A 23,628-nucleotide genomic window follows, 5' to 3' on the forward strand; every position below is an offset into this window, starting at 1 on the left:
AAATTGTGGCTGAAATGCAGGGCGCATAGTGTACTGCTTTGGCGCGGTTGTGACCAGTATGACGGATGTCAGCCTCAAGGGGGAAAAAATCCTGTAAACTTACACAATACATGTAACAGGATGATTGACCATGACAAATCAACCAACGGAAATTGCCATTGTCGGCGGGGGGATGGTCGGCGGCGCGCTGGCGCTGGGACTGGCGCAGCACGGATTTACGGTAACGGTTATCGAGCATGCCGTGCCCGCGCCGTTTGTGGCTGACGGACAGCCGGATGTCAGAATTTCGGCTATTAGCTCCGCCTCCGTGTCGTTGCTGAAAGGGCTGGGCGTCTGGGATACGGTGCAGGGGATGCGCAGCCATCCTTATCGTCGGCTGGAGACGTGGGAATGGGAAAATGCCCATGTGGTGTTTGATGCAGCGGAACTTAAGCTGCCGTTGTTGGGTTACATGGTGGAGAACACGGTCCTGCAACAGGCGCTCTGGCAGGCGCTGGAAGCTCATCCTGACGTGACGTTGCGCGTGCCCACCTCGCTGATTTCTTTACATCGACATAATGACCGGCATGAACTTGAGCTGGCAGACGGTGAAAAAATCAATGCGAAGCTGGTGATCGGTGCTGATGGTGCCAACTCTCAGGTACGCAAAATGGCCGGGATTGGCATCCATGCCTGGCAGTATGCGCAGTCCTGTATGTTGATTACCGTGCAATGCGAGAATTCGCCGGGAGACAGCACCTGGCAGCAATTTACCCCTGATGGCCCGCGCGCGTTTTTACCGCTGTTTGATAACTGGGCCTCGCTGGTGTGGTACGACTCACCAGCTCGCATCCGCCAATTGCAAGCGCTAAATATGCCGCAACTGCAGGCGGAGATCGCTAAACATTTCCCTTCACGACTCGGCAGCGTTACGCCTGTGGCGGCGGGGGCATTCCCGCTTACGCGTCGTCACGCGCTGCAATATGTGCAACCGGGGCTGGCGCTGGTAGGTGATGCCGCGCATACCATTCACCCACTGGCGGGGCAGGGCGTTAATCTGGGTTTTCGTGATGTCGATGCGCTGATTGATGTTCTGGTGAGCGCCCGCAGCTATGGTGAGGCGTGGGCCAGTCAACCGGTACTGAAGCGTTATCAGAATCGTCGTATGACCGATAACTTCATTATGCAAAGTGGGATGGATTTGTTCTACGCCGGTTTTAGCAACAACCTGCAGCCGCTGCGCATCATGCGTAATCTCGGGCTTATGGCCGCAGAGCGCGCAGGTGTGCTGAAGCGTCAGGCGCTGAAGTATGCGTTAGGGCTGTAGCTCGAGTGGTGCCTGATGGCGCTACGCTTATCAGGCCCTACAAGTCATGTAGGTCGGGTAAGTCTTGCCATCACCCGGCGTTAGAAAAGCAAAAAGCTCGCCGAAGCGAGCTTTTTTAATATGGCTGGGGTACGAGGATTCGAACCTCGGAATGCTGGTATCAGAAACCAGAGCCTTACCGCTTGGCGATACCCCAACGGGTGCACCCACAGAGTGGACGACTTTTTGAAATTGGCTGGGGTACGAGGATTCGAACCTCGGAATGCTGGTATCAGAAACCAGAGCCTTACCGCTTGGCGATACCCCAACAATTTTTTGGATTTACCGAACGAGTCGATACGTCCTTAATATGGTGGCTACGACGGGATTCGAACCTGTGACCCCATCATTATGAGTGATGTGCTCTAACCAGCTGAGCTACGTAGCCTGATACTATCATATTCTTCGATGGCTGGGGTACCTGGATTCGAACCAGGGAATGCCGGTATCAAAAACCGGTGCCTTACCGCTTGGCGATACCCCAATGACCGTCGCGGTGAACCGCTATATCGAAGAAAAAATGGCTGGGGTACCTGGATTCGAACCAGGGAATGCCGGTATCAAAAACCGGTGCCTTACCGCTTGGCGATACCCCATCCGTGCAACGCTTACGGGTGAATGGTGCGGGAGGCGAGACTTGAACTCGCACACCTTGCGGCGCCAGAACCTAAATCTGGTGCGTCTACCAATTTCGCCACTCCCGCAAAAAAGATGGTGGCTACGACGGGATTCGAACCTGTGACCCCATCATTATGAGTGATGTGCTCTAACCAGCTGAGCTACGTAGCCATCTTTTTTTCGCGTAACCTTATCGGCGTTGCGGGGCGCATTATGCGTATTGAGCCTTGAAGCGTCAACCCCTTTTTCATTGAAAATAGCTGGAATGTGACTGTTTGGTTAGGTTGCGAACAGCATGACGCAATATTCGGCAATTATTAGTTATTAATTGTTTTTTAGCACAGAAAACAGACATAAAAAAAGAGCCCCGCAGGGCCCTTTTCTAAGGATTAACTTATTTATAAGCGGACTGGTGTACGCCAACCGCGCGACCAGACGGATCGTTCATGGTTTTAAACGCTTCATCCCATTCGATCGCTTTGGCGGAAGAACAGGCAACAGAAGGGCCGCCCGGAACGCATTCTGCCGCGCTCGCAACCGGGAACAGCTCTTCAAAAATTTCGCGATACAAATACGCTTCTTTAGATGATGGCGTGTTGTATGGGAAACGGAAGCTGGCGGTTTCCAGTTGTTGGTCAGAAACTTGTTCAGCAGCGACTTCTTTCAGCGTGTCAATCCAGCTGTAACCGACACCGTCAGAGAACTGCTCTTTCTGTCGCCATGCGACGCTTGCTGGCAGGTAGGATTCAAAACATTCGCGCAGAACATGTTTTTCCATTTTGCCGTTGCCGCACATTTTATCCTGCGGGTTGATGCGCATCGCCACATCAAGGAATTTTTTGTCCAGGAAGGGCACGCGAGCCTCCACGCCCCAGGCTGACATGGCTTTGTTGGCACGCGCACAGTCGAACATGTGCAGCGCCTGCAGTTTACGCACAGTTTCTTCATGCAATTCTTTCGCGTCTGGCGCTTTGTGGAAGTAGAGATAACCGCCAAACACTTCGTCTGACCCTTCGCCCGACAGCACCATTTTAATGCCCATTGCTTTAATCTTGCGCGACATTAAGTACATCGGCGTCGAGGCACGAATGGTTGTAACATCGTAGGTTTCGATGTGATAAATCACGTCGCGGATAGCATCCAGACCTTCCTGCACGGTGAAGTGGATCTCGTGGTGCACGGTACCCAGATGGTTTGCTACTTCTTGTGCGGCTTTCAGATCCGGTGCGCCTTCGAGGCCGACGGCGAAGGAGTGCAACTGCGGCCACCAGGCTTCACTGCGTTCCTGATCTTCAACACGACGCGCGGCGTATTTTTTGGTGATTGCGGAAATGACCGAAGAATCCAGACCGCCGGACAGCAATACACCATAAGGAACATCTGACATCAGGTGGCTTTTCACCGCATCTTCCAGCGCCTGACGCAGCTCGTTTTTATCGGTAACGTTGTCTTTTACCGCATCGTATTCAAACCAGTCGCGCTGGTAGTACTGACGAATTTCACCGTCTTTACTCCACAGATAGCTACCGGCCGGGAATTCTTTAATCGTACGGCAAACAGGAACCAGTGCCTTCATTTCAGACGCAACATAGAAGTTACCGTGTTCGTCGTAGCCCATATACAGTGGGATGATCCCGATGTGATCGCGGCCAATCAGGTAAGCGTCCTGCTCGCTGTCGTACAGCGCGAAGGCAAACATGCCTTGCAGGTCATCCAGGAACTCTGGGCCTTTTTCCTGATACAGCGCGAGGATAACTTCACAGTCGGAACCTGTCTGGAACTGATAGCGATCGCCGTATTCAGCGCGCAGCGCCTGGTGGTTATAAATTTCACCGTTAACCGCCAGGATATGCGTTTTCTTCACGTTGTACAGCGGCTGAGCACCGGCGTTGACGTCGACGATGGACAGACGTTCGTGTGCCAGAATGGCGTTATCACTGGCGTAAATACCCGACCAGTCCGGGCCGCGATGGCGCATCAGACGAGACAATTCCAGGGCTTTTTTACGCAGTTCAACTGCGTCAGTTTTAATATCGAATACGCCAAAAATAGAACACATAACCTTCTCCGTTAACCTGTTGCGTGATGCTTTTTATGTTTGCTTGATAAAGAAAATGCCGCAAAGCGGGAGAGGGCGCAAGCGAATTGCGGGTCAGAAAATAAAAATGCAATGGTCATTGTGGATTGGTGAAAAAAGATTATGTAATGAACATTGTTATTGATGAATCAGCAATGAAATGGTGATTTTATTGAATGGATAAGATTCTGTAGGCTGGATAAGGCGTTTAGGCCGCCATCCGGCAATAACGCTGTAGAATTGCCGGATGGCGACGCGGGGGCGTCTTATCCGGCCTACGGATTAAATGACGTCAATCTCGGCAACGGAGGGATAGATCCAGCTTGGTCTGAATGGCATGTTGTCAATATCGTCAAGTTTGGATACGCCAGACAGTACCAGGATAGTTTCCAGACCCGCCTGGAAACCTGCCAGAATATCGGTGCGCAGGTTGTCGCCAACAATGACAGTTTCTTCTGAGTGCGCCTGCATTTTGTTGAGTGCCGCGCGAATAATCCACGGGCTGGGTTTGCCGACATAAAACGGTTTACGGCCGGAGATCTTCTCAATACCGGCGCAGAGCGCACCACAGGCCGGGTAAAAGCCGCGACCATGGGTATCCGGGTTAGTGGCGATAAAACGTGCGCCGTTAGCCACAAAGTATGCCGCTTTATGCATCATGTCCCAGTTGTACGAACGGGTCTCTCCGACAATGACAAAATCAGGGTTAACGTCGGTAATAGTAAAGCCAGCTTTATACAGCTCATGGATTAACGCACCTTCACCCACCACGTAGGCTTTTTTCCCTTCCTGACGACGGAGAAAATCAGCAGTAGCCATAGCGGAAGTATAAAAGACGCTATCGGGGACATTCACACCCGCGGTGGCGAAGCGGTTTGCCAGATCTTGCCCGGTCTGCGAAGGGTAGTTCGTCAGCAGGACTAACGGTAAACCTTTCTCCAGAATGCCGGTCAGAAAGTCTGCCGCACCTGGTACGGCAACATTGTCGTGCATCAGCACGCCGTCGATATCACAAATTACATTCTTAATGGTCATGGACAATCCGACATTAAAAAAAGAAGGCATTACTATACACAAAATACACTACATCATTCGAGTTGCATCAAGGCGGCAAGTCTGCGAACTCCTGGAGCTTACTGAAATAAGTGACCGGGGTTCGCAGATGCAGCTTGAAGGATGACGTGTATTAGCTTTCCAGCAAACGCTGCAGCAATGTCCCGTTGAGCATTGCGCGTTTCACCAGCGCAAATGCACCAATCGCTGAACGGTGATCCAGCGTGGAACGTACCACCGGCAAATTGTGGCGAAACGCCTTCAGTGCCTGATTATTAATGCAGCTTTCTATTGCCGGAAGCAGGACTTTATCTGCTTCGGTAATTTCACCGGCAATGACGACTTTTTGCGGGTTAAACAGGTTAATTGCAATCGCGATGGTTTTACCCAGGTGTCGACCAACGTGCTCGATAACTTCTGCTGCCAGATTGTCACCTTTGTTGGCTGCCTTACAGATAGCTTTGATACTGCAATCATCCAGCGTGAGCCGGCTTGGATAGCCTTGTTTTAGCAAGTTTTGTACGCGGTGTTCGATAGAAGCATTGGCCGCAATGGTTTCCAGACAGCCGAAATTACCGCAGTGACAGCGCTCACCCAGCGGTTCTACCTGAATATGACCAATCTCACCCACGTTGCCATTGCGACCGATAAAAATGCGGCCATTGGAGATAATCCCTGCGCCGGTTCCGCGGTGAACACGCACCAAAATGGAGTCTTCGCAATCCTGGCTTGCTCCGAAATAGTGCTCAGCCAGCGCCAGGCTGCGAATATCGTGACCAACAAAGCAGGTGACTTTGAAGCGTTTTTCGAGCGCTTCGACCAGCCCCCAGTTTTCGACCTGAATGTGTGGCATATAGCGGATGACGCCGCTTTCAGGATCGACAAGGCCTGGCAGGATGACAGAAATTGCGATCAACTCGCGGATTTTCCGCTGGCAACTGTCAATAAAGGTGGCAATCGTATTGAGCAGCGCATATTCCAGCGTTTCCTGGGTGCGCTCCGGGAGAGGGTAATGCTCTTCGGCGACCACTTTGCTGCTCATATCATAGAGCGTCAGCGTGGTGTCGTGGCGGCCAAGACGCACGCCAATTGCGTGGAAATTACGGGTTTCGGTGACGATGGAGATAGCGCGGCGGCCCCCGGTGGAGGCCTGCTGATCGACTTCTTTGATCAGCCCGCGTTCGATCAGTTGACGCGTAATTTTGGTTACGCTGGCGGGGGCAAGCTGGCTTTGCTCGGCAATCTGAATTCGCGAGATTGGCCCATGCTGGTCAATCAGGCGATAAACCGCCGCGCTGTTAAGCTGTTTTACGAGATCAACATTACCTATTTGAGCTTGTCCGCCTGGTGTCATTCTTTCTCTTACTCAGTAACGACCTCGTTGCCATTAACGATGGTCTTGATAATTTTAAAGTCGTGCGTGAACGCGGTCAGGTTGGCTACTTTGCCTGGCGCGATGCTGCCGAGTTGTTTGTCGACGCCAATGGCGCGAGCAGGGTAGAGCGTTGCCATGCGCAGGACTTCGTCCAGTGCGATACCGCAATGTTCAACCAGATTGCGTACACCTTCGATCATGGTTAATGATGAACCGCTCAGCGTGCCGTTCTCATCAACACACAGTCCATTGCGGTAGTATATTGTTTTACCAGCGAAAATGAACTGCTCAATGTTTGCCCCCGCCGGCGCGGTCGCGTCGGTGACCAGGCACAGCTTGTCGCCTTTCAGGCGTTTAGCATTGCGGATGTTGGCATAGTCAACATGCATGCCATCGGCGATGATACCGCAATAAATATCTGCCTCATCCAGAATCGCGCCTGCCAGACCTGGTTCGCGACCGGTAATATAAGGCATCGCGTTGAACAGATGTGTTGCAAAGGAAATGCCTGCACGGAAACCGATTTTTGCTTCCTTCAGCGTCGCGTTAGAGTGGCCCGCAGACACCACGATACCGGCATTCACCAGTTGGGTGATCACTTCGACAGGAACCATTTCAGGCGCCAGCGTCACTTTGGTGATGACATCCGCATTATCGCACAGGAAATCGACAAGTGCAGCGTCCGGTTGACGCACAAATCCCGGATTATGCGTACCTTTTTTCACCAGGTTCAGCCACGGACCTTCAAGGTGTAGCCCTAATGCTTGATTTGGATGCTTAGCGAGGTATTCACGCATCACGCGAACGCCCTGCTTCATCAGGTCATCGCTGGTGGTGATTAGCGTTGGCAGATAGTTGGTGCAGCCAGATTTTTCATTGGCTTTTTGCATGATTTCCAGCGTCTCAACGGTAACGGCTTCTGCCGTATCGTTAAACTGTACACCGCCACAGCCGTTTAACTGCACATCAATAAAACCGGGGGAGACAATGGCTCCATTCAGCGAGCGCTGTTCAATCCCTGACGGCAATTCAGACAGTGGGCAAACGCTATCGATCAGGCCATTGGCGACAACAATCGCATGGTCATCAAGAATTTCGTGACCGGTAAAAATCCGGCCCTGGGTTAAAGCATACATTCCGACCCCCGATTTCAAAAAAATGCCGCCCTGCACGTTTTCGACAGGGCGGAGACATCATTACAGACCTTTAATATTTTCCGCTTCTAACTCGTTAAAGTATTTCAGCGTCTTCACTTTCAGTTCCATAGTGGAAGGTTCATCGCAGACCACAACTGCTTTCGGATGCAGTTGCAGACAACTGATGGTCCACATATGGTTAACGTTGCCTTCAACAGCCGCCTGCAGCGCCTGCGCTTTCTGGTGACCCAGCACCAGGATCATTACTTCTTCAGCATCCAACAGGGTGCCCACGCCTACGGTCAGTGCATATTTAGGCACCTGGCTTACGTCGCCGTCAAAGAAGCGTGAGTTAGCAACACGTGTGTCGTGAGTCAACGTTTTGATACGGGTACGGGAAGCCAAAGAGGAAGCCGGTTCGTTGAACGCGATGTGACCATCGTTGCCTACACCGCCCATAAACAGGTGGATTTTACCGTAAGAACGGATTTTTTCTTCATACTGACGGCATTCTGCATCAATGTCCGGCGCGTTACCATTGAGGAGGTTGATGTTTTCTGCTGGAATATCAACATGATCAAAGAAGTTACGGTGCATAAAGCTGTGATAGCTTTCCGGATGTTCCTTCGGCAGGCCAACGTATTCGTCCATGTTGAAAGTGACAACATGTTTGAAGCTCACCTGGCCCGCTTTGTGCATTTCGACTAATGCTTTATAGGCAGTCAGCGGAGTGCCGCCAGTCGGCAGGCCCAGAACGAACGGACGATCTGCCGTTGGTTTGAACGCGTTAATGCGGTTAACGATATGGCGAGCAGCCCATTTGCCGACTTGTTCAGCGGTATTCAGGGGGATCAGTCTCATTCTTCACCTCAAATGTAAATGTAAGCAGTTGGCGGATTGAGTCTCTGTGCAGTATTAAGCGTAACCTGGTTTTGCATCGGTAAGGATCAATCCGTTTCGATTTTTTGAATGATAAAATAAGTTTTCGTAGTTAGCCAGTGTAAGGGAGGGTTAATAACGATATTTGGTGATTGGAATCACAAAAAACACGCTTTTAATTTGCGATACGAATTAATTTTTCACACACTCTGAATGTAGATGAATGGTTAATGTTGTTGTCCCAAAATCTCTTGCTGTTGCAGTTAGGAATGGTCGCACAATAAAAATATGGCTTCAAAGGAGCCTAATCGGGGTCTCGTAGGGGGAATAAAATGAATATTTTAGGTTTTTTCCAGCGGCTGGGTAGGGCGTTACAGCTCCCCATCGCGGTGCTGCCAGTCGCGGCACTGTTGCTGCGATTCGGCCAACCAGATTTACTGAACGTACCCTTCATCGCGCAAGCGGGTGGGGCTATCTTTGATAACCTCGCGTTAATTTTTGCTATCGGTGTGGCTTCCAGCTGGTCTAAAGACAGCGCGGGTGCGGCAGCGCTGGCAGGTGCGGTTGGTTATTTCATATTGACCAAAGCAATGGTTACCATTAACCCGGCGATCAACATGGGCGTGCTGGCGGGTATCATCACCGGTCTGGTCGGCGGTGCTGTGTATAACCGTTGGTCTGGCATCAAACTGCCTGATTTCCTGAGCTTCTTCGGCGGCAAACGTTTTGTACCCATCGCCACTGGCTTCTTCTGTTTGATACTGGCTGCTATCTTCGGCTACGTGTGGCCGCCGGTGCAGAATGCCATCCATGCGGGTGGTGAGTGGATCGTGGGCGCTGGCGCGCTGGGTTCTGGTATTTTTGGCTTCATCAACCGTCTGCTGATCCCAACCGGTCTGCATCAGGTGCTGAACACCATCGCCTGGTTCCAGATTGGCGAATTCACTAACGCTGCAGGTACCGTATTCCACGGTGATATCAACCGCTTCTACGCGGGTGACGGCACTGCGGGTATGTTCATGTCTGGCTTCTTCCCGATCATGATGTTTGGTCTGCCGGGTGCGGCTCTGGCTATGTACTTCGCCGCGCCGAAAGCGCGTCGTCCGATGGTCGGCGGTATGCTGCTGTCCGTTGCTATCACCGCATTCCTGACCGGTGTTACCGAGCCGCTGGAATTCCTGTTTATGTTCCTGGCTCCGTTGCTGTACCTCCTGCACGCCGTTCTGACGGGTATCAGCCTGTTCGTTGCGACGCTGTTGGGGATCCATGCGGGCTTCTCTTTCTCCGCAGGTGCTATCGACTACGTGTTGATGTACAACCTGCCGGCTGCAAGTAAGAACGTCTGGATGCTGGTCGCCATGGGTCTGGTGTTCTTCGTTATCTATTTTGTGTTGTTCAGCGCGGTTATTCGTTTGTTTAACCTGAAAACGCCGGGCCGCGAAGATAAAGAAGACGAGATTGTTACTGACGAAGCAAACAGCAATACCGAAGAAGGTTTAGCTCAACTGGCAACCAACTACATTGCTGCGGTTGGCGGTACGGATAACCTGAAAGCGATTGATGCCTGTATCACCCGTCTGCGTCTGACCGTTGGCGATTCTGCCCGCGTCAATGATGCGATGTGCAAACGCTTAGGCGCATCGGGTGTGGTTAAGCTGAACAAACAAACTATTCAGGTTATCGTGGGTGCGAAAGCTGAATCTATCGGCGACGAAATGAAGAAAGTTGTGGCACGCGGCCCGGTTGCGGCAGCGTCTACTGACAATGCCCCGACAGCGGCTGCCCCGATTGCAAAACCGCAGGCTGTCGCGAATGCGGTCACCATTGAAGCGCTGGTTTCTCCGATTACCGGTGATGTGGTTGCACTGGAGCAGGTGCCTGATGAAGCCTTCGCCAGCAAAGCAGTGGGTGACGGCGTGGCGGTAAAACCAACGGATAAAATCGTGGTTTCTCCGGCAGCGGGTACTATTGTGAAAATCTTCAACACCAACCATGCGTTTTGTCTGGAAACGGAAAAAGGCGCGGAAATCGTGGTCCATATGGGTATCGATACCGTGGCGCTGGAAGGTAAAGGCTTTAAACGTCTGGTTGAAGAAGGTGCGGTTGTTGCAGCAGGTCAACCGATTCTGGAAATGGATCTGGAATACCTGAACGCCAACGCACGTTCCATGATTAGCCCGGTTGTGTGCAGCAACAGCGATGATTTCGGTGCGCTGGTCATTAAAGCCGAAGGTCATGTGGTTGCCGGTCAGACACCGCTGTATGAGATTAAAGGTAAATAACTGCTCCTGAGTAAAGTGAGTTAAGTGCCTTAAGCGGCGGGGGAGATTCCTCCGCCGCTTTTTTTTGCAGCAAATACCCTCATATATCCTGTTGAAACACCTTTTTTGTGCAACTAATAGTTGTCTCCTGACGTCGCTTATAAGATCATGTTCCGTTATACGTTGTTTACGCTTTGAGGAATCCACGATGAGTGAGGCTGAAGCCCGCCCGAGTAACTTTATTCGTCAGATCATCGATGAAGATCTGGCCAGTGGTAAGCACACCACTATCCATACACGTTTTCCGCCGGAGCCAAATGGCTATCTGCACATTGGCCACGCGAAATCCATTTGTCTGAACTTTGGCATTGCGCAAGATTACCAGGGCCAGTGCAACCTGCGTTTTGATGATACGAACCCGGTTAAAGAAGATATCGAGTACGTTGAATCGATTAAAAACGACGTTGAATGGTTAGGTTTCCACTGGACTGGCGACATTCGCTACTCTTCGGATTACTTCGATCAGCTTCACGCCTATGCGGTAGAGCTTATTAATAAAGGCCTGGCGTACGTTGACGAACTGTCAGCGGAAGAAATTCGCGAATACCGTGGCACGTTGACTCAGCCGGGTAAAAACAGCCCGTTCCGCGATCGCAGCGTTGAAGAAAACCTCGCGCTGTTTGAAAAAATGCGTAACGGTGGTTTTGAAGAAGGTAAAGCCTGCCTGCGTGCGAAAATCGATATGGCTTCGCCGTTTATCGTGATGCGCGATCCGGTGCTGTACCGTATTAAGTTCGCTGAACACCACCAGACCGGCAATAAGTGGTGCATCTACCCGATGTACGACTTTACCCACTGCATCAGCGATGCGCTGGAAGGCATCACGCATTCACTGTGTACGCTGGAGTTCCAGGATAACCGTCGTCTGTACGACTGGGTGCTGGACAACATCACCATTCCGGTTCATCCGCGTCAGTACGAATTCTCGCGCCTGAATCTGGAATACACCGTGATGTCCAAGCGCAAGCTGAACCTGCTGGTGACCGACAAGCACGTTGAAGGCTGGGATGACCCCCGTATGCCGACGATCTCTGGCCTGCGTCGTCGCGGTTACACCGCTGCGGCGATCCGTGAGTTCTGCAAACGCATTGGCGTGACCAAGCAGGACAACACTATTGAGATCGCTTCTCTGGAATCCTGTATCCGCGAAGATCTGAACGAAAACGCCCCGCGCGCGATGGCGGTTATCGATCCGGTGAAACTGGTTATCGAAAACTACCCGCAGGGCGAAAGCGAACTGGTCACCATGCCTAACCATCCGGGCAAGCCGGAAATGGGCAGCCGTGAAGTGCCGTTCAGCGGTGAAATCTGGATCGACAGGGCCGATTTCCGCGAAGAAGCGAACAAGCAGTACAAGCGTCTGGTGATGGGTAAAGAAGTCCGTCTGCGTAATGCTTACGTGATCAAAGCTGAGCGTGTCGAGAAAGATGCAGAAGGGAAGATCACCACCATTTTCTGCACCTACGATGCTGACACCCTGAGCAAAGATCCGGCCGATGGTCGTAAAGTTAAAGGCGTTATTCACTGGGTGAGCGCGTCCCATGCGCTACCGATTGAAATCCGTCTGTACGACCGTCTGTTTAGCGTGCCAAACCCGGGGGCAGCGGAAGACTTCCTGTCCGTTATTAACCCGGAATCGCTGGTTATTAAGCAGGGTTACGGTGAGCCTTCGCTACAGGCCGCTGTTGCTGGTAAAGCGTTCCAGTTCGAGCGTGAAGGGTATTTCTGCCTCGACAGCCGCTACGCAACAGCTGACAAATTGGTGTTTAACCGCACCGTGGGTCTGCGCGATACATGGGCTAAAGTAGGCGAATAAACCGTCGTTACGCATCATCTTTTCAAACGCCGCACTCTGCGGCGTTTTTTTTCGCCTGAAAATGGTTAGCAGACTCTATTTGCGCAGCGAAATAATTGTTATTCAGGAATGGTTTTTGCCGTTTATATTTTTCTAACAAAAACCTTGTTTTATCAGCCACTCTGGACTGAAACCGATTTCATCTTTATGGAAAACAAGCCTTTTTTCAATTTTTCAACGCTTTTTTAACTCCCAATGAAAATGTAACAGAAAGCAATGAAATATGTGCGGTTGCTCATGTTCTTACATACTGGTTACAAAAAGAGATTGATAATTCGCGTCGCGAAAAATAGTCTATTCATTGTAGTCAATGAGGTTTTCTCAGCGCTACTTTTTTAATTTTTGCTTTTTCGCTGTCCGCTTTTATCGGCAGCATTTTTATGTCAAAGAGGATTAACATATGCGTACGTTTAGTGGCAAACGTAGTACGCTGGCGCTGGCTATCGCCGGTATCACAGCAATGTCGGGTTTTGTTGTCGCTCCACAGGTTCACGCCGAAGGTTTTATTGATGACTCTACCTTAACTGGCGGCATCTATTACTGGCAGCGTGAACGTGACCGTAAAGATGTGACCGACCACGACAAATACAAAACCAACCTTTCTCACTCCACCTGGAACGCTAACCTCGACTTCCAGTCCGGTTATGCGGCCGATATGTTTGGTATTGATATCGCAGCATTCACTGCTATTGAAATGAACGAAAGTAGCGAAAGCGGCCATCCAAACGAAATCGCATTCTCTTCAAAAAATAAAGGCTATGACGAAGATTACTCCGGCGATAAGAGCGGGATTAGCCTGTATAAAGCGGCAGCCAAATTCAAATTTGGCCCAACCTGGGCGCGCGCTGGTTATATTCAGCCAACCGGGCAAACTCTGCTGGCACCACACTGGAGCTTTATGCCTGGTACCTATCAGGGGGCTGAAGCCGGTGCCAACTTCGATTATGGCGATGCGGGTGCGCTGAGCTTCTCCTAAATGTGGGCCAACGAATATAAAGCACCGTGGCACACCGAAGTCGATAAATTCTATCAGGCCGATAAAAAGACCAAAGTTGATTACCTCCATTCAATCGGCGCAAAGTATGACTTCAAAAATAACCTGCTGTTGGAAGCAGCATTCGGTCAGTCTGAAGGCTACGTCGATCAGTATTTCGCCAAAGCCAGCTACAAATTTGATTTAGGCGGTAACCCGTTTACCACCAGCTACCAGTTCTACGGTGCCCGCGATAAGGTTGATGACCGCACAGTTAACGACATTTATGATGGCACGGCCTGGCTGCAGGCACTGACCTTCGGCTACAAAGTGGCAGAAGTCGTTGATCTGCGACTGGAAGGGACCTGGGTTAAGGCTGACGGGCAGCAGGGCTACTTCCTGCAGCGTATGACCCCGACCTATGCGTCTTCAAACGGTCGTCTGGACGTTTGGTGGGATAACCGCTCTGACTTCAACGCCAACGGTGAAAAGGCCGTGTTCTTCGGCGCGATGTATGACCTGAAAAACTGGAACCTGCCTGGCTGGGCTGTGGGTGCATCATACGTTTACGCGTGGGATGCTAAACCGGCTACCTGGCAGCTCAACCCGGATGCGTACTACGACAAAAATCGTACTATTGAAGAGTCGTCCTACAGCCTGGATGCGGTCTATACCCTGCAGGACGGCCGTGCGAAGGGCACTATGTTTAAACTGCACTTTACCCAGTACGACAACCATTCAGATATTCCGAGCTGGGGCGGTGGTTACGGTAACATCTTCCAGGATGAGCGTGACGTGAAATTCATCGTTATTGCTCCGTTCACCATCTTCTAATGCCGACAGAGGCAGGCCGCAAGCCTGCCGTTTTGTTGAGGAATGTGTTATGAAAAAGCTGATACTCATCGCCGTCATGGCATCAGGGCTGGTTGCCTGCGCGCAATCACCCGCGCCGAAAGAAGATAGCCGTCTTAAGGAAGCCTATAGCGCGTGTATCAATACCGCGCAGGGTTCGCCGGAGAAAATCGAAGCCTGCCAAAGTGTGTTGAATGTGCTGAAGAAAGAAAAACAGCACCAGCAGTTTGCGAATGAAGAAAGCGTGCGCGTACTGGATTACCAGCAGTGTATCCAGGCAACGCGTACGGGTAACGATCAATCCGTTAAGGCCGATTGTGATAAGGTCTGGCAGGAAATTCGCAGTAATAATACGGCGAAATAAAACGTGGTATGAACAAGAACGGGCGGAGAGATTTCTTCGCCCGTTTGCATTTTAGCGTCGTTTCTCAATTGCCCACTTGAGTAATGCCGCACAACGGTAAAATCCGTGGGCAAATTTTCCGTATGGGATGGTCAGAAATAGCGCCATCACGACACCAAGATGAATAGCAAGCAAAATAGCCATCCCTGAGGTATCTCTGCCTGCCAACAACGCTAAGCCCGTCAGACTCGTCAGTAGCAGCAACAGGATAAAACCGCGATCCATCGGTTTTTGCCGTGCGTCGCCCTGTAGCGGTGAGCGCTTAAGGTTCAGCCATAACAAACCCGCTGGGCCGACAACCAGGCCAATGCCGCCTAATGTGCCCAGCATGACCGGAACGCTGAGGAACGGATAGGGCGCTTCTATGTCGGCAAAGTAGTGATAGCCCGTTGCCACCACGGTGGCGGCAAAGCAGAGCAGAAAACCGTAGAAGGTGAAGTGATGGAAACGGCGGCGCATCAGGGTGAAGGCATCATCTGCTTCGTTACACCCTTTGCCGTGCCCGCCATCGAGATATTTCAGCGTCAGCGCATTGTGAGAGGCTTCAGCAATGTCAGAGGAACGCGGCATCCCCGGAGAAATCTCCCGCCAGAAGCGGATAACGCCCGCCATCAGCAGACCCATCGCCAGAATAAAGACTGAACCAAACATCCATGCCAGCAGGTTATGCGGGAAAATTTGGTAGAAATCTCCGGCCAGCGGGGGATGGAGTAACGTGCCTGTTAAACCTATAGCGAGGAGTAAAAACAGGATCAGACCGAAAACCAGCGACAGCGTCACGGTGACGCCTGCGCGGCGATAAAGCGCGCCAAAGGCGGCGGGTTGCGCGTAGTGCTGATAGGTTTCCAGCCTTACTTCTGCCATTGCTTTCGGTACATTGATAGCAAATTCATGGGGCGGTGCGTATTGACACGCGTGCAGGCAGGCGCCGCAGTTATGGCACAAGTTGGCCAGATAGTTGATATCCGCTTTACCGAATTCCAGACGCTGAGTCATCGCCGGGAACACGGCGCAAAAACCCTCGCAATAGCGGCAGGCATTGCAGACTTGCATAACTCGTTCAACTTCAGCTTCCGGCTCGGTAAGCATTTTCGCTTCGATAATTAATTTCTCAAGCGGTTTCATGATGTGCCTCCTCACGTGCTGCCAGAGCGGCTTCTTTTCCGGCAATACGGCCAAAGGTGGTCCCAATCGACATGCCCACGCCTGCGGTGTAGCCCTTGCCCAGCACGTTGCCCGCCATCATCTCCCCGGCGACGAACAGATTGCGACTTGGACGCCCGGCAAAATGCACTGCGGCGTGTTCATTCACCTTTAACCCCAGGTAGGTGAAGGTGATCCCCGGACGTAAGGCATAGCCATAGTAAGGTGGCGTATCCAGTGGTCGCGCCCAATGTGTTTTTGCCGGTGTCAGATTTTGTGTTGCACAGTTATCAAGAGTGGTGTGGTCAAAGTGGCCTGGCAGGCAGGCGCTGTTGTACTGCATGACAGTATGGGTAAAGCGCTCAGTATCCAGTCCTAACTGACGTGCCAGCTCTGCTAACGTAGTGGCCTGTGCGCCAGGAAAAACCGGGGGCATGAAGTGACCGATGGCTTTACTGTCGATAATGGAGTAACCAATTTGCCCGGGCTGGTGGGCGACCAGACGTCCCCAGATGGCATAACGTTTGGGCCAGAAATCCTCGCCTTCATCATAAAATCGTTCTGCATCGCGGTTCACTACGATGCCAAGCGAAACACAGTCCACGCGGGTGCAAATCCCGCCGTCATATAAGGGGGCCCGGGCATCAATCGCCACGCAGTGTGACTGGGAGGGGTCGCCGATGATGTCCGCGCCGGCATCGATCATAAATTTGAGCAGTACGCCCTGATTAAAGCGCGTGCCACGAATGAGGAAGTTATCCGCAGGCCATTCACCGCGGGCGTTCTCACCCCAGGCTTCTCGCAGCCATTCGCGGTTAGATTCAAACCCGCCAGCGGCAAGCACGCAGGTCTTTGCCGGAATGCGCTCTGCACCAGCCAGCGCCGCTACGAACTCGCCGTTGTGCAATTCAAGCGCCTGTACCGGGGTGTTATAGCGGATTTGCACGCCTAACTTTTCTGCGCTGCGATAATAGGCATTCACCAGGGCTTTCCCGCCGCCCATAAAAAAGGCATTGGTTCGCGCCACGTGCAAAGCGCCAGAAAGTGGAGGTTGAAAGTTAACGCCGTGCTGGCGCATCCAGTCGCGACACTGTGATGAGGTACGGATCACCAGACGTGCCAGGGCTTCGTTGGTATTACCTTCTGTTACACGCCAGAGGTCCTGCCAGAATTCCTCTTCTGGATAGCTCTCCACCAGTACATCCTGTGGCGCATCATGCATACAGCGTAAATTACGCGTGTGTTGGGAGTTTCCTCCGCGCCATTCACGCGGGGCCGCCTCAAGCAACAGTACCGAAGCGCCTTGCTCCCGGGCGGTTAAGGCGGCACATAGTGCAGCATTGCCGCCGCCAATCACCAGAACATCAACCATCGCATACTCCATTACCACTTAACCAATTGTTAAGTTTGTAATTAAAATGTATACGAGTAAGTTGTGTGGACGCTATGACGTGATGCTAAACAGCCCTTTAATTATTGTAAAGGATCGCACCTGGCCAGTGTCCAGATTCCACCAGTTGATGCATCACTTTGGCTAGTACCACACGGGCAGCGAGACCTGCTGGGGTGAGTTCATCGTCAGAAAGGCTGACCAAAAAGTTGGGGCGGCTAAGTATGGGATTATGGATGCCAATCACTCTTAATGTCTCTTTATCGAGATGGGAAATTGCCGCACCGGGCTGAAGTGTTGCACCGATTCCGCTGCGAACGGCGTGCATCAGTAGCGTCAGGCCGTCAATTTCTGTCGCGATCTCAATGTTCAGCGCATGCTCCTGGCTGATAGCATCCAGTCTGCCGCGCAGACCATGTCCTGGGCTTGGCATTATCAATGGAATACGTGCCAATTGGGCTGGAGCAATATTGTCATCGGTAATATCAGCCAGTAGGGCATGAGTACCAATTAAAAATAGCCGTTCTTCGAGAATCGGTCTGGCGCTCCAGCGCAGGATCTTTTCTTTTTGAAATACCACCGCCAGATCAATCTGGCGGGTATTAATCATTCGTTCCAGGTTACCAGAGAGGCTTTCCACCACATGCAGGCGGACATCACTATAGCTTTCCCGCATGGCGTTGATGAAAGGCATCCCAAGAACGGAAGCAGTACTGGGGGCCATGCCGACGCTGACGTGCCCGGAAAGTCTGGCCTCCCGTGCGGCGAGGATCGCATCGTCTGCGTGACGGAGCGCCAGCTGTGCCTGGGCGTAAAATGCCAGTCCAGCGCTGGTGGGCGTCACGCCACGCGAGGTACGTTGCAGCAGACGTATGGCGAGTTCGTTTTCCAGGCGGGTCATTTGCTGGCTGAGCGCCGAAACACCGATACTGAGGTCGAGCGCCGCGCTACCCATGCTGCCGGTTTCTACAATGCGCACAAAATAACGTAGCTGGCGAAGTTCCATTTCGACTCTCCGGAAGGGACAATTGATTTTTACATTAAAGCAACACAAGAGTGGAGGGAAGGGGAAACACGCTGATAACGCGCATAAAAAAAGCCAACCGGATGGTTGGCTTTTCAGAGAGCATTACATTACTTGCCGTCGTGCGCGTGCTCATCTTCGCGGCAATCGCCTTCAGCGCAGTGACCGTACAGATAGAGGCTATGGTTAGTTAAACGAATGCCATGTTTAGCCGCAATCTCACGTTGACGCGCTTCGATGGAGTCATCGCTGAACTCGACCACTTTGCCGCAGTCAAGGCAAATCAGGTGATCGTGATGATGCTGTTGAGTCAGTTCGAAGACGGATTTACCACCTTCAAAATTATGGCGGGTCACGATACCGGCATCATCAAACTGGTTCAGCACGCGATACACGGTCGCCAGACCAATTTCTTCACCCATGTCGATCAGGCGTTTGTATAAGTCTTCCGCACTGACGTGATGGTTATCCGGTTCCTGAAGAACTTCCAGAATCTTTAAACGAGGAAGCGTTACTTTCAGGCCAGCCTTCTTTAATGCGGTATTGTTGTCAGTCATGCGGAATCTGTCCTGTAGCTAAACGGTTCACTTCATTAACAGAAGTGACAGAAATTGCACTTGAGATAATGCGTATCATTATAGAACTGCCATGCCTAAATGAAAACTGCAAGTCTCTGGCAAATATTGTTAATCAAAACGTGGTATCACCAACAAACACACTGTGCAATACCCGATTGGCATCCAGCCATTGTACAGGGTCAGGCGAAAAAGTTACAAATTTGTAGCAATTATTTTGATTGGTTTTATCTATTGATGCGGCGCAGATGAATATCTACGCCGCACGAAATCAGGCATTGATGATTTCGTCGAGGTGCAGCTCTTCAGAGATCTGCTTAACCCATTTTTCTACGCGTTCAGCGGTCAGTTCCGGCTGGCGATCTTCATCGATAGCCAGACCGACAAAGTGGTCGTCATCTGCCAGACCTTTAGACGCTTCAAAATGGTAACCCGCCGTTGGCCAGTGGCCGACGATGGTGGCGCCGCGCGGCTCAATGATGTCACGGATGGTGCCTAACGCATCACAGAAATATTCTGCGTAATCTTCCTGGTCGCCACAGCCGAACAATGCCACCAGTTTACCGTTAAAATCAATGTCTTCGAGAGTAGGGAAGAAGTCGTCCCAGTCGCACTGCGCTTCACCGTAGTACCAGGTTGGGATGCCGAGCAGCAGAATGTCATACCCTTCCAGGTCTTCTTTGCTGCTTTTTGCAATGTCATGTACATCGGCAACGTCTTTACCAAGCTGTTTTTGAATCATTTTTGCGATATTTTCGGTATTACCGGTGTCGCTGCCGAAAAAGATGCCAGTGATTGCCATGAGTAAAATAACCTCTTGAAACTTATTGAAATGGTGGTGGCGCATTGCCCACGGATAAGGGCAATCATAGCAGAACAGTCAGGCATGCGGAAACAGCAAACACGCAGGACTGCACTCTGTGCTACACGATTTATGATTTAGAGCAGAAATTCAGACTAAGCCTGACCGCGCAATGCGGTGAGTTGGTTCATCAGCATCTCTTCGATGAGTTCACTGCGACTCATGTTGCGTGCCTCGGCCAGCTCGTTCAGAGCGTCAACGGCATCGGCGTTCAGTTTCAGTTCGACACGCTTAAGCCCGCGAACTTTGTCGCGTTTAAGCTGATTACGTTTGTTAATACGTAACTGTTCATCACGCGAGAGCGGATTAGTTTTGGGTCGTCCCGGGCGACGCTCCTGCGCGAACAGATCTAATGTCGTACGGTCCGTTTGTTCTTTGGCCATGATCTTGGTGACTTCGGGGAAACAATCAGCCAGGCGTCCGCCCGGATGGATAGCGCGCCATAATACATCAGCAGGGGAGGCGCGCCAACGCCCACGCGCGTAATCACGCGCGGACGCTGAGTTTTTAATCAGTTAACCTGCTCGCTCAGATAACGACGGATGGCGCGCAGCACCGCCTCCGGTTTTTCCGCATGTACCCAATGGCCTGCGCCTGCAATAACGTGTGCGCGGGCCTGCGGGAATTGCGCCAGCAGCTGTTCGCGATACGCTTCGGTCACATAAGGTGAATTACCGCCGGGGATAAACAGCGCCGGGTGTTCCCACGCCGGAATGGTCTCCCAACCGACGATATGCGGATATTGATCCCACAATACGGGAACGTTAAAGCGCCACTCGCCGTCAACAAAGGATTTCAGCAGAAACTGGATAACACCTTCCTCTTGCAGGTGCTGACGCATAACGCTCGCCGCCTGCTGGCGTGAGGACGCTTGTGCATCGGTTACGGCATTGATTGCCGCAAAAATCTCATCGTGGCGGCGAACATGGTAGTCAACGGGAGCAATGTCGATGGCGACCAGCCGTTCGACACGTTCAGGAGCCAGCGCAGTCAGCGCCATAACGGCTTTACCGCCCATCGAGTGGCCAATAAAGATCGCTTTTTCAATCTGCCTGGCGTCCAGCGTATCCAGCAGATCTTGCGCCATGGCCGGATAATTCATCTCAGGTGAACGAGGGGAGAGACCATGATTTCGCATATCAACCTGGATGATGTCGTGATCGGCCACGAGATCGCGTGCCAGGATCCCGAGGTTATCCAGACTGCCAAACAGGCCGTGAACCAGGACGATGGGAGAATTATTGTGCGGGTTTTGCGCAGATTGCGCTCGGATATTCAATTTCATGGCAAAGTTCTTTTTTTCACACTGACGGGTTAGGGTATCATGTTGACCATTCTGCCACATGGCTGCAACAACTACGGTTACTCCGAGTTTTGCTGGTCACCAGGCTTGACGCTATCCGCTGTTAGGATTTGCCTTTACACTACAGCGTGTAAAGTCCTGACAACTTGTATTCAGCCAAACATTGCACTGGATTAAGATGAAAACGATTGAAGTTGATGATGAACTCTATAGCTATATTGCCAGCCACACCAAGCATATTGGCGAGAGCGCATCCGACATTTTACGGCGTATGTTGAAGTTTTCCGCCGCATCACAGCCTGTCACTCCGGTAGTAAAAGAAGTCCGCGCGGTACAACCTGTCGTGGAAGCCAAGCCGGTCAACCCTACGAAAGACAAAGTGCGCGCCATGCGTGAACTGCTGCTTTCCGATGAATATGCGGAACAGAAAAAAGCAGTGAATCGCTTTATGCTGGTGCTGTCTACACTTTACTCACTGGATAACAACGCGTTCGCCGAAGCAACGGAATCGTTGCACGGACGTACGCGCGTTTATTTTGCAGCGGATGAACAGACGTTGCTGAAAAATGGTAATCAAACCAAACCGAAACACGTGCCAGGCACGCCATATTGGGTGATCACCAATACCAATACCGGCCGTAAATGCAGCATGGTTGAACACATCATGCAGTCAATGCAATTCCCCGCGGAGTTGATTGAAAAGGTTTGCGGAACAATTTAATCCTTGCATTAGAAGGACCAGGCAATGGCAATCCACAACCGTGCAGGTCAACCTGCGCAACAGAGTGATTTGATTAACGTCGCCCAACTGACGGCACAGTACTATGTACTGAAACCAACAGCAGGGAACGCTGAGCACGCCGTTAAGTTCGGTACGTCCGGACATCGCGGTAGTGCGGGTCGTCATAGTTTTAATGAGCCGCATATTCTGGCTATCGCTCAGGCGATTGCCGAAGAACGTGCGAAAAACGGGATTACAGGCCCGTGCTATGTGGGCAAGGATACCCACGCGTTGTCTGAACCGGCTTTCATCTCTGTGCTGGAAGTGCTGGCAGCGAACGGTGTTGATGTCATTGTGCAGGAAAACAACGGCTTTACGCCCACCCCTGCCGTGTCGAATGCTATCCTGGTCCACAATAAAAAAGGCGGTCCGCTGGCTGACGGCATTGTGATCACGCCGTCCCATAACCCACCAGAAGACGGCGGAATTAAATACAACCCGCCAAACGGTGGCCCGGCAGATACCAACGTCACCAAAGTCGTAGAAGACAGGGCTAATGCACTGTTGGCTGATGGTCTGAAAGGCGTGAAGCGTATTCCGCTGGATGCCGCGCTGGCGTCCGGTCATGTTAAAGAACAAGACCTGGTTCAACCCTTCGTGGAAGGGCTGGCAGATATCGTCGATATGGCGGCAATCCAGAAAGCGGGTCTGACGCTGGGCGTTGATCCACTGGGTGGTTCCGGTATCGAATACTGGAAACGTATCGCTCAGCACTACAACCTGAATCTGACCCTCGTTAACGATCAGGTCGACCAGACTTTCCGCTTTATGCATCTCGATAAAGACGGCGCCATTCGTATGGACTGTTCCTCCGAGTGCGCGATGGCCGGTCTGCTGGCGCTGCGTGACAAATTCGATTTGGCATTTGCCAATGACCCGGACTATGACCGCCACGGTATCGTAACACCGGCTGGACTGATGAATCCGAACCACTATCTGGCGGTAGCGATCAACTACCTGTTCCAGCATCGTCCGCAGTGGGGCAAAGATGTTGCCGTCGGTAAGACGCTGGTGTCATCGGCGATGATTGACCGTGTAGTGAATGATTTAGGGCGTAAACTGGTTGAAGTGCCGGTTGGCTTTAAATGGTTTGTTGACGGTCTGTTTGACGGCAGTTTTGGCTTTGGTGGGGAAGAGAGCGCGGGGGCATCTTTCCTGCGTTTCGACGGTACACCGTGGTCAACCGACAAAGATGGCATCATCATGTGCCTGCTGGCAGCGGAAATTACGGCAGTGACAGGCAAGAACCCGCAAGAGCATTACAACGAACTGGCGGCGCGCTTTGGCGCACCGAGCTATAACCGAATTCAGGCTGGGGCCACCTCCGCGCAGAAAGCGGCGTTGTCTAAGCTCTCTCCGGAAATGGTGAGCGCCAGCACGCTGGCGGGCGACCCGATCACTGCGCGTCTGACGGCGGCACCGGGCAACGGCGCATCGATTGGCGGCCTGAAGGTGATGACCGATAACGGCTGGTTTGCTGCGCGTCCTTCTGGTACCGAAGATGCTTACAAGATCTACTGCGAAAGCTTCCTCGGTGAGGAACACCGCAAGCAGATCGAGAAAGAAGCGGTCGAGATTGTCAGCGAAGTGTTGAAAAACGCATAAATCACCTGCCGGATAAGACGCTAGCGTCGTCATCCGGTATGAATGATGAAAAAGCCGG

At 51.9% G+C, this 23,628-nt stretch carries 19 protein-coding genes, 7 tRNA genes and 1 pseudogene; 7 read left to right on the plus strand and 20 right to left on the minus strand.

Features of this window, described 5'->3' with window-relative positions:
* Positions 1 to 130: 130 nt before the first annotated feature.
* The gene (gene ubiF, locus OGY19_RS23295; RefSeq protein ID WP_115600773.1) at positions 131 to 1,306 is read left to right on the plus strand and encodes a 3-demethoxyubiquinol 3-hydroxylase; all 1,176 of its coding nucleotides are present in this window, start codon (positions 131 to 133) and stop codon (positions 1,304 to 1,306) included.
* Positions 1,307 to 1,427: 121 nt separating this feature from the next.
* On the opposite strand, the gene OGY19_RS23300 is transcribed toward ubiF, so the two are convergent.
* The 12 genes from OGY19_RS23300 to nagB all read right to left on the minus strand — a co-directional run bounded on the left by OGY19_RS23300 (position 1,428) and on the right by nagB (position 8,465).
* Positions 1,428 to 1,502, minus strand: a tRNA-Gln gene (locus OGY19_RS23300).
* 36 nt (positions 1,503 to 1,538) lie between these two features.
* Positions 1,539 to 1,613 (minus strand) — tRNA-Gln (locus tag OGY19_RS23305).
* Between the two features lie 43 nt (positions 1,614 to 1,656).
* Positions 1,657 to 1,733: transfer RNA gene (locus OGY19_RS23310), tRNA-Met, on the minus strand.
* A 21-nt stretch (positions 1,734 to 1,754) separates the two neighbouring features.
* Positions 1,755 to 1,829: transfer RNA gene (locus tag OGY19_RS23315), tRNA-Gln, on the minus strand.
* Positions 1,830 to 1,866: 37 nt separating this feature from the next.
* Positions 1,867 to 1,941: transfer RNA gene (locus OGY19_RS23320), tRNA-Gln, on the minus strand.
* Positions 1,942 to 1,964: 23 nt separating this feature from the next.
* A tRNA-Leu gene (locus OGY19_RS23325) sits at positions 1,965 to 2,049 on the minus strand.
* A gap of 8 nt (positions 2,050 to 2,057) precedes the next feature.
* A tRNA-Met gene (locus OGY19_RS23330) sits at positions 2,058 to 2,134 on the minus strand.
* 223 nt (positions 2,135 to 2,357) lie between these two features.
* Positions 2,358 to 4,022 carry an asparagine synthase B gene (gene asnB, locus OGY19_RS23335; protein ID WP_003835552.1) on the minus strand — a complete coding sequence of 555 codons (1,665 nt, stop codon included), beginning with the start codon at positions 4,020 to 4,022 and terminating at the stop codon, positions 2,358 to 2,360.
* Between the two features lie 300 nt (positions 4,023 to 4,322).
* Complete coding sequence (gene nagD, locus OGY19_RS23340; protein ID WP_048212284.1) at positions 4,323 to 5,075, minus strand: ribonucleotide monophosphatase NagD; 753 nt, start codon at positions 5,073 to 5,075, stop codon at positions 4,323 to 4,325.
* A 151-nt stretch (positions 5,076 to 5,226) separates the two neighbouring features.
* Positions 5,227 to 6,447: a DNA-binding transcriptional regulator NagC gene (nagC, locus tag OGY19_RS23345; RefSeq protein ID WP_061067521.1), complete on the minus strand. Its 1,221-nt coding sequence runs from the start codon at positions 6,445 to 6,447 to the stop codon at positions 5,227 to 5,229.
* A gap of 8 nt (positions 6,448 to 6,455) precedes the next feature.
* A complete protein-coding gene (nagA, locus tag OGY19_RS23350) occupies positions 6,456 to 7,604 on the minus strand; it encodes an N-acetylglucosamine-6-phosphate deacetylase (protein ID WP_061067522.1) in 1,149 nt (382 codons plus the stop codon).
* Positions 7,605 to 7,664: 60 nt separating this feature from the next.
* On the minus strand, positions 7,665 to 8,465 hold the full coding sequence (gene nagB / locus OGY19_RS23355; protein WP_003022803.1) for a glucosamine-6-phosphate deaminase: 801 nt from the start codon (positions 8,463 to 8,465) through the stop codon (positions 7,665 to 7,667).
* Positions 8,466 to 8,815: 350 nt separating this feature from the next.
* On the opposite strand from nagB, the gene nagE reads away from it, so the two are divergent.
* The 4 genes and pseudogenes from nagE (at position 8,816) to OGY19_RS23375 (ending at position 14,848) form a co-directional block, all read left to right on the plus strand.
* Entirely contained in the window at positions 8,816 to 10,765 is a 1,950-nt protein-coding gene (nagE, locus tag OGY19_RS23360) for a PTS N-acetyl glucosamine transporter subunit IIABC (protein WP_048212281.1), read from the plus strand.
* 187 nt (positions 10,766 to 10,952) lie between these two features.
* On the plus strand, positions 10,953 to 12,620 hold the full coding sequence (gene glnS / locus OGY19_RS23365; protein ID WP_115600772.1) for a glutamine--tRNA ligase: 1,668 nt from the start codon (positions 10,953 to 10,955) through the stop codon (positions 12,618 to 12,620).
* A gap of 439 nt (positions 12,621 to 13,059) precedes the next feature.
* Positions 13,060 to 14,466 (plus strand): annotated as a pseudogene (gene chiP, locus OGY19_RS23370) (chitoporin ChiP).
* Positions 14,467 to 14,515: 49 nt separating this feature from the next.
* Positions 14,516 to 14,848, plus strand: coding sequence for a ChiQ/YbfN family lipoprotein (locus tag OGY19_RS23375; RefSeq protein ID WP_005121405.1), 333 nt, complete (start codon positions 14,516 to 14,518; stop codon positions 14,846 to 14,848).
* A gap of 51 nt (positions 14,849 to 14,899) precedes the next feature.
* Here the strand turns inward: OGY19_RS23375 and tcuB are convergent, their stop codons facing one another.
* From tcuB to ybfF, 8 genes are all read right to left on the minus strand, one after another.
* Positions 14,900 to 16,012 carry a tricarballylate utilization 4Fe-4S protein TcuB gene (gene tcuB, locus OGY19_RS23380; RefSeq protein WP_061067525.1) on the minus strand — a complete coding sequence of 371 codons (1,113 nt, stop codon included), beginning with the start codon at positions 16,010 to 16,012 and terminating at the stop codon, positions 14,900 to 14,902.
* Entirely contained in the window at positions 15,999 to 17,402 is a 1,404-nt protein-coding gene (gene tcuA / locus OGY19_RS23385) for an FAD-dependent tricarballylate dehydrogenase TcuA (RefSeq protein WP_115600771.1), read from the minus strand. Before tcuA ends, tcuB begins: the two co-directional genes overlap by 14 nt.
* Before the next feature lie 97 nt (positions 17,403 to 17,499).
* Positions 17,500 to 18,426 (minus strand): tricarballylate utilization LysR family transcriptional regulator TcuR, encoded by a 927-nt coding sequence (gene tcuR, locus OGY19_RS23390; protein ID WP_048212276.1) that lies wholly within the window; start codon positions 18,424 to 18,426, stop codon positions 17,500 to 17,502.
* 128 nt (positions 18,427 to 18,554) lie between these two features.
* Entirely contained in the window at positions 18,555 to 19,001 is a 447-nt protein-coding gene (fur, locus tag OGY19_RS23395) for a ferric iron uptake transcriptional regulator (RefSeq protein ID WP_003022836.1), read from the minus strand.
* Positions 18,994 to 19,080, minus strand: coding sequence for a ryhB-regulated fur leader peptide (locus tag OGY19_RS23400; RefSeq protein ID WP_100247215.1), 87 nt, complete (start codon positions 19,078 to 19,080; stop codon positions 18,994 to 18,996). The genes fur and OGY19_RS23400 overlap by 8 nt, the downstream gene beginning before the upstream one ends.
* A 210-nt stretch (positions 19,081 to 19,290) precedes the next feature.
* Positions 19,291 to 19,821, minus strand: a complete 531-nt coding sequence (gene fldA, locus OGY19_RS23405; RefSeq protein WP_003022839.1) for a flavodoxin FldA — start codon at positions 19,819 to 19,821, stop codon at positions 19,291 to 19,293.
* Between the two features lie 155 nt (positions 19,822 to 19,976).
* Positions 19,977 to 20,264 carry a LexA regulated protein gene (gene ybfE / locus OGY19_RS23410; protein ID WP_005121400.1) on the minus strand — a complete coding sequence of 96 codons (288 nt, stop codon included), beginning with the start codon at positions 20,262 to 20,264 and terminating at the stop codon, positions 19,977 to 19,979.
* Between the two features lie 128 nt (positions 20,265 to 20,392).
* Positions 20,393 to 21,166 (minus strand): esterase, encoded by a 774-nt coding sequence (ybfF, locus tag OGY19_RS23415; RefSeq protein WP_115602349.1) that lies wholly within the window; start codon positions 21,164 to 21,166, stop codon positions 20,393 to 20,395.
* A 196-nt stretch (positions 21,167 to 21,362) separates the two neighbouring features.
* Between ybfF and seqA the strand changes: the two genes are divergently transcribed.
* Entirely contained in the window at positions 21,363 to 21,905 is a 543-nt protein-coding gene (seqA, locus tag OGY19_RS23420; RefSeq protein WP_061067527.1) for a replication initiation negative regulator SeqA, read from the plus strand.
* 24 nt (positions 21,906 to 21,929) lie between these two features.
* Positions 21,930 to 23,570, plus strand: a complete 1,641-nt coding sequence (gene pgm / locus OGY19_RS23425) for a phosphoglucomutase (alpha-D-glucose-1,6-bisphosphate-dependent) (protein WP_101742411.1) — start codon at positions 21,930 to 21,932, stop codon at positions 23,568 to 23,570.
* The last annotated feature ends 58 nt before the right edge of the window (positions 23,571 to 23,628 follow it).

The sequence above is a fragment of the Citrobacter sp. Cy070 genome, from assembly GCF_030332245.1.
In the GTDB taxonomy this organism is placed as follows: Bacteria; Pseudomonadota; Gammaproteobacteria; order Enterobacterales; family Enterobacteriaceae; genus Citrobacter; species Citrobacter youngae.

Bases quoted from the DNA above. Each gene is read 5' to 3' on its own strand.
- ubiF (WP_115600773.1), top strand. From the start codon at position 131: ATGACAAATCAACCAACGGAAATTGCCATTGTCGGCGGGGGGATGGTC.
- asnB (WP_003835552.1), bottom strand. From the start codon at position 4,022: ATGTGTTCTATTTTTGGCGTATTCGATATTAAAACTGACGCAGTTGAA.
- nagD (WP_048212284.1), bottom strand. From the start codon at position 5,075: ATGACCATTAAGAATGTAATTTGTGATATCGACGGCGTGCTGATGCAC.
- nagC (WP_061067521.1), bottom strand. From the start codon at position 6,447: ATGACACCAGGCGGACAAGCTCAAATAGGTAATGTTGATCTCGTAAAA.
- nagA (WP_061067522.1), bottom strand. From the start codon at position 7,604: ATGTATGCTTTAACCCAGGGCCGGATTTTTACCGGTCACGAAATTCTT.
- nagB (WP_003022803.1), bottom strand. From the start codon at position 8,465: ATGAGACTGATCCCCCTGAATACCGCTGAACAAGTCGGCAAATGGGCT.
- nagE (WP_048212281.1), top strand. From the start codon at position 8,816: ATGAATATTTTAGGTTTTTTCCAGCGGCTGGGTAGGGCGTTACAGCTC.
- glnS (WP_115600772.1), top strand. From the start codon at position 10,953: ATGAGTGAGGCTGAAGCCCGCCCGAGTAACTTTATTCGTCAGATCATC.
- OGY19_RS23375 (WP_005121405.1), top strand. From the start codon at position 14,516: ATGAAAAAGCTGATACTCATCGCCGTCATGGCATCAGGGCTGGTTGCC.
- tcuB (WP_061067525.1), bottom strand. From the start codon at position 16,012: ATGAAACCGCTTGAGAAATTAATTATCGAAGCGAAAATGCTTACCGAG.
- tcuA (WP_115600771.1), bottom strand. From the start codon at position 17,402: ATGGTTGATGTTCTGGTGATTGGCGGCGGCAATGCTGCACTATGTGCC.
- tcuR (WP_048212276.1), bottom strand. From the start codon at position 18,426: ATGGAACTTCGCCAGCTACGTTATTTTGTGCGCATTGTAGAAACCGGC.
- fur (WP_003022836.1), bottom strand. From the start codon at position 19,001: ATGACTGACAACAATACCGCATTAAAGAAGGCTGGCCTGAAAGTAACG.
- OGY19_RS23400 (WP_100247215.1), bottom strand. From the start codon at position 19,080: ATGATACGCATTATCTCAAGTGCAATTTCTGTCACTTCTGTTAATGAA.
- fldA (WP_003022839.1), bottom strand. From the start codon at position 19,821: ATGGCAATCACTGGCATCTTTTTCGGCAGCGACACCGGTAATACCGAA.
- ybfE (WP_005121400.1), bottom strand. From the start codon at position 20,264: ATGGCCAAAGAACAAACGGACCGTACGACATTAGATCTGTTCGCGCAG.
- ybfF (WP_115602349.1), bottom strand. From the start codon at position 21,166: ATGAAATTGAATATCCGAGCGCAATCTGCGCAAAACCCGCACAATAAT.
- seqA (WP_061067527.1), top strand. From the start codon at position 21,363: ATGAAAACGATTGAAGTTGATGATGAACTCTATAGCTATATTGCCAGC.
- pgm (WP_101742411.1), top strand. From the start codon at position 21,930: ATGGCAATCCACAACCGTGCAGGTCAACCTGCGCAACAGAGTGATTTG.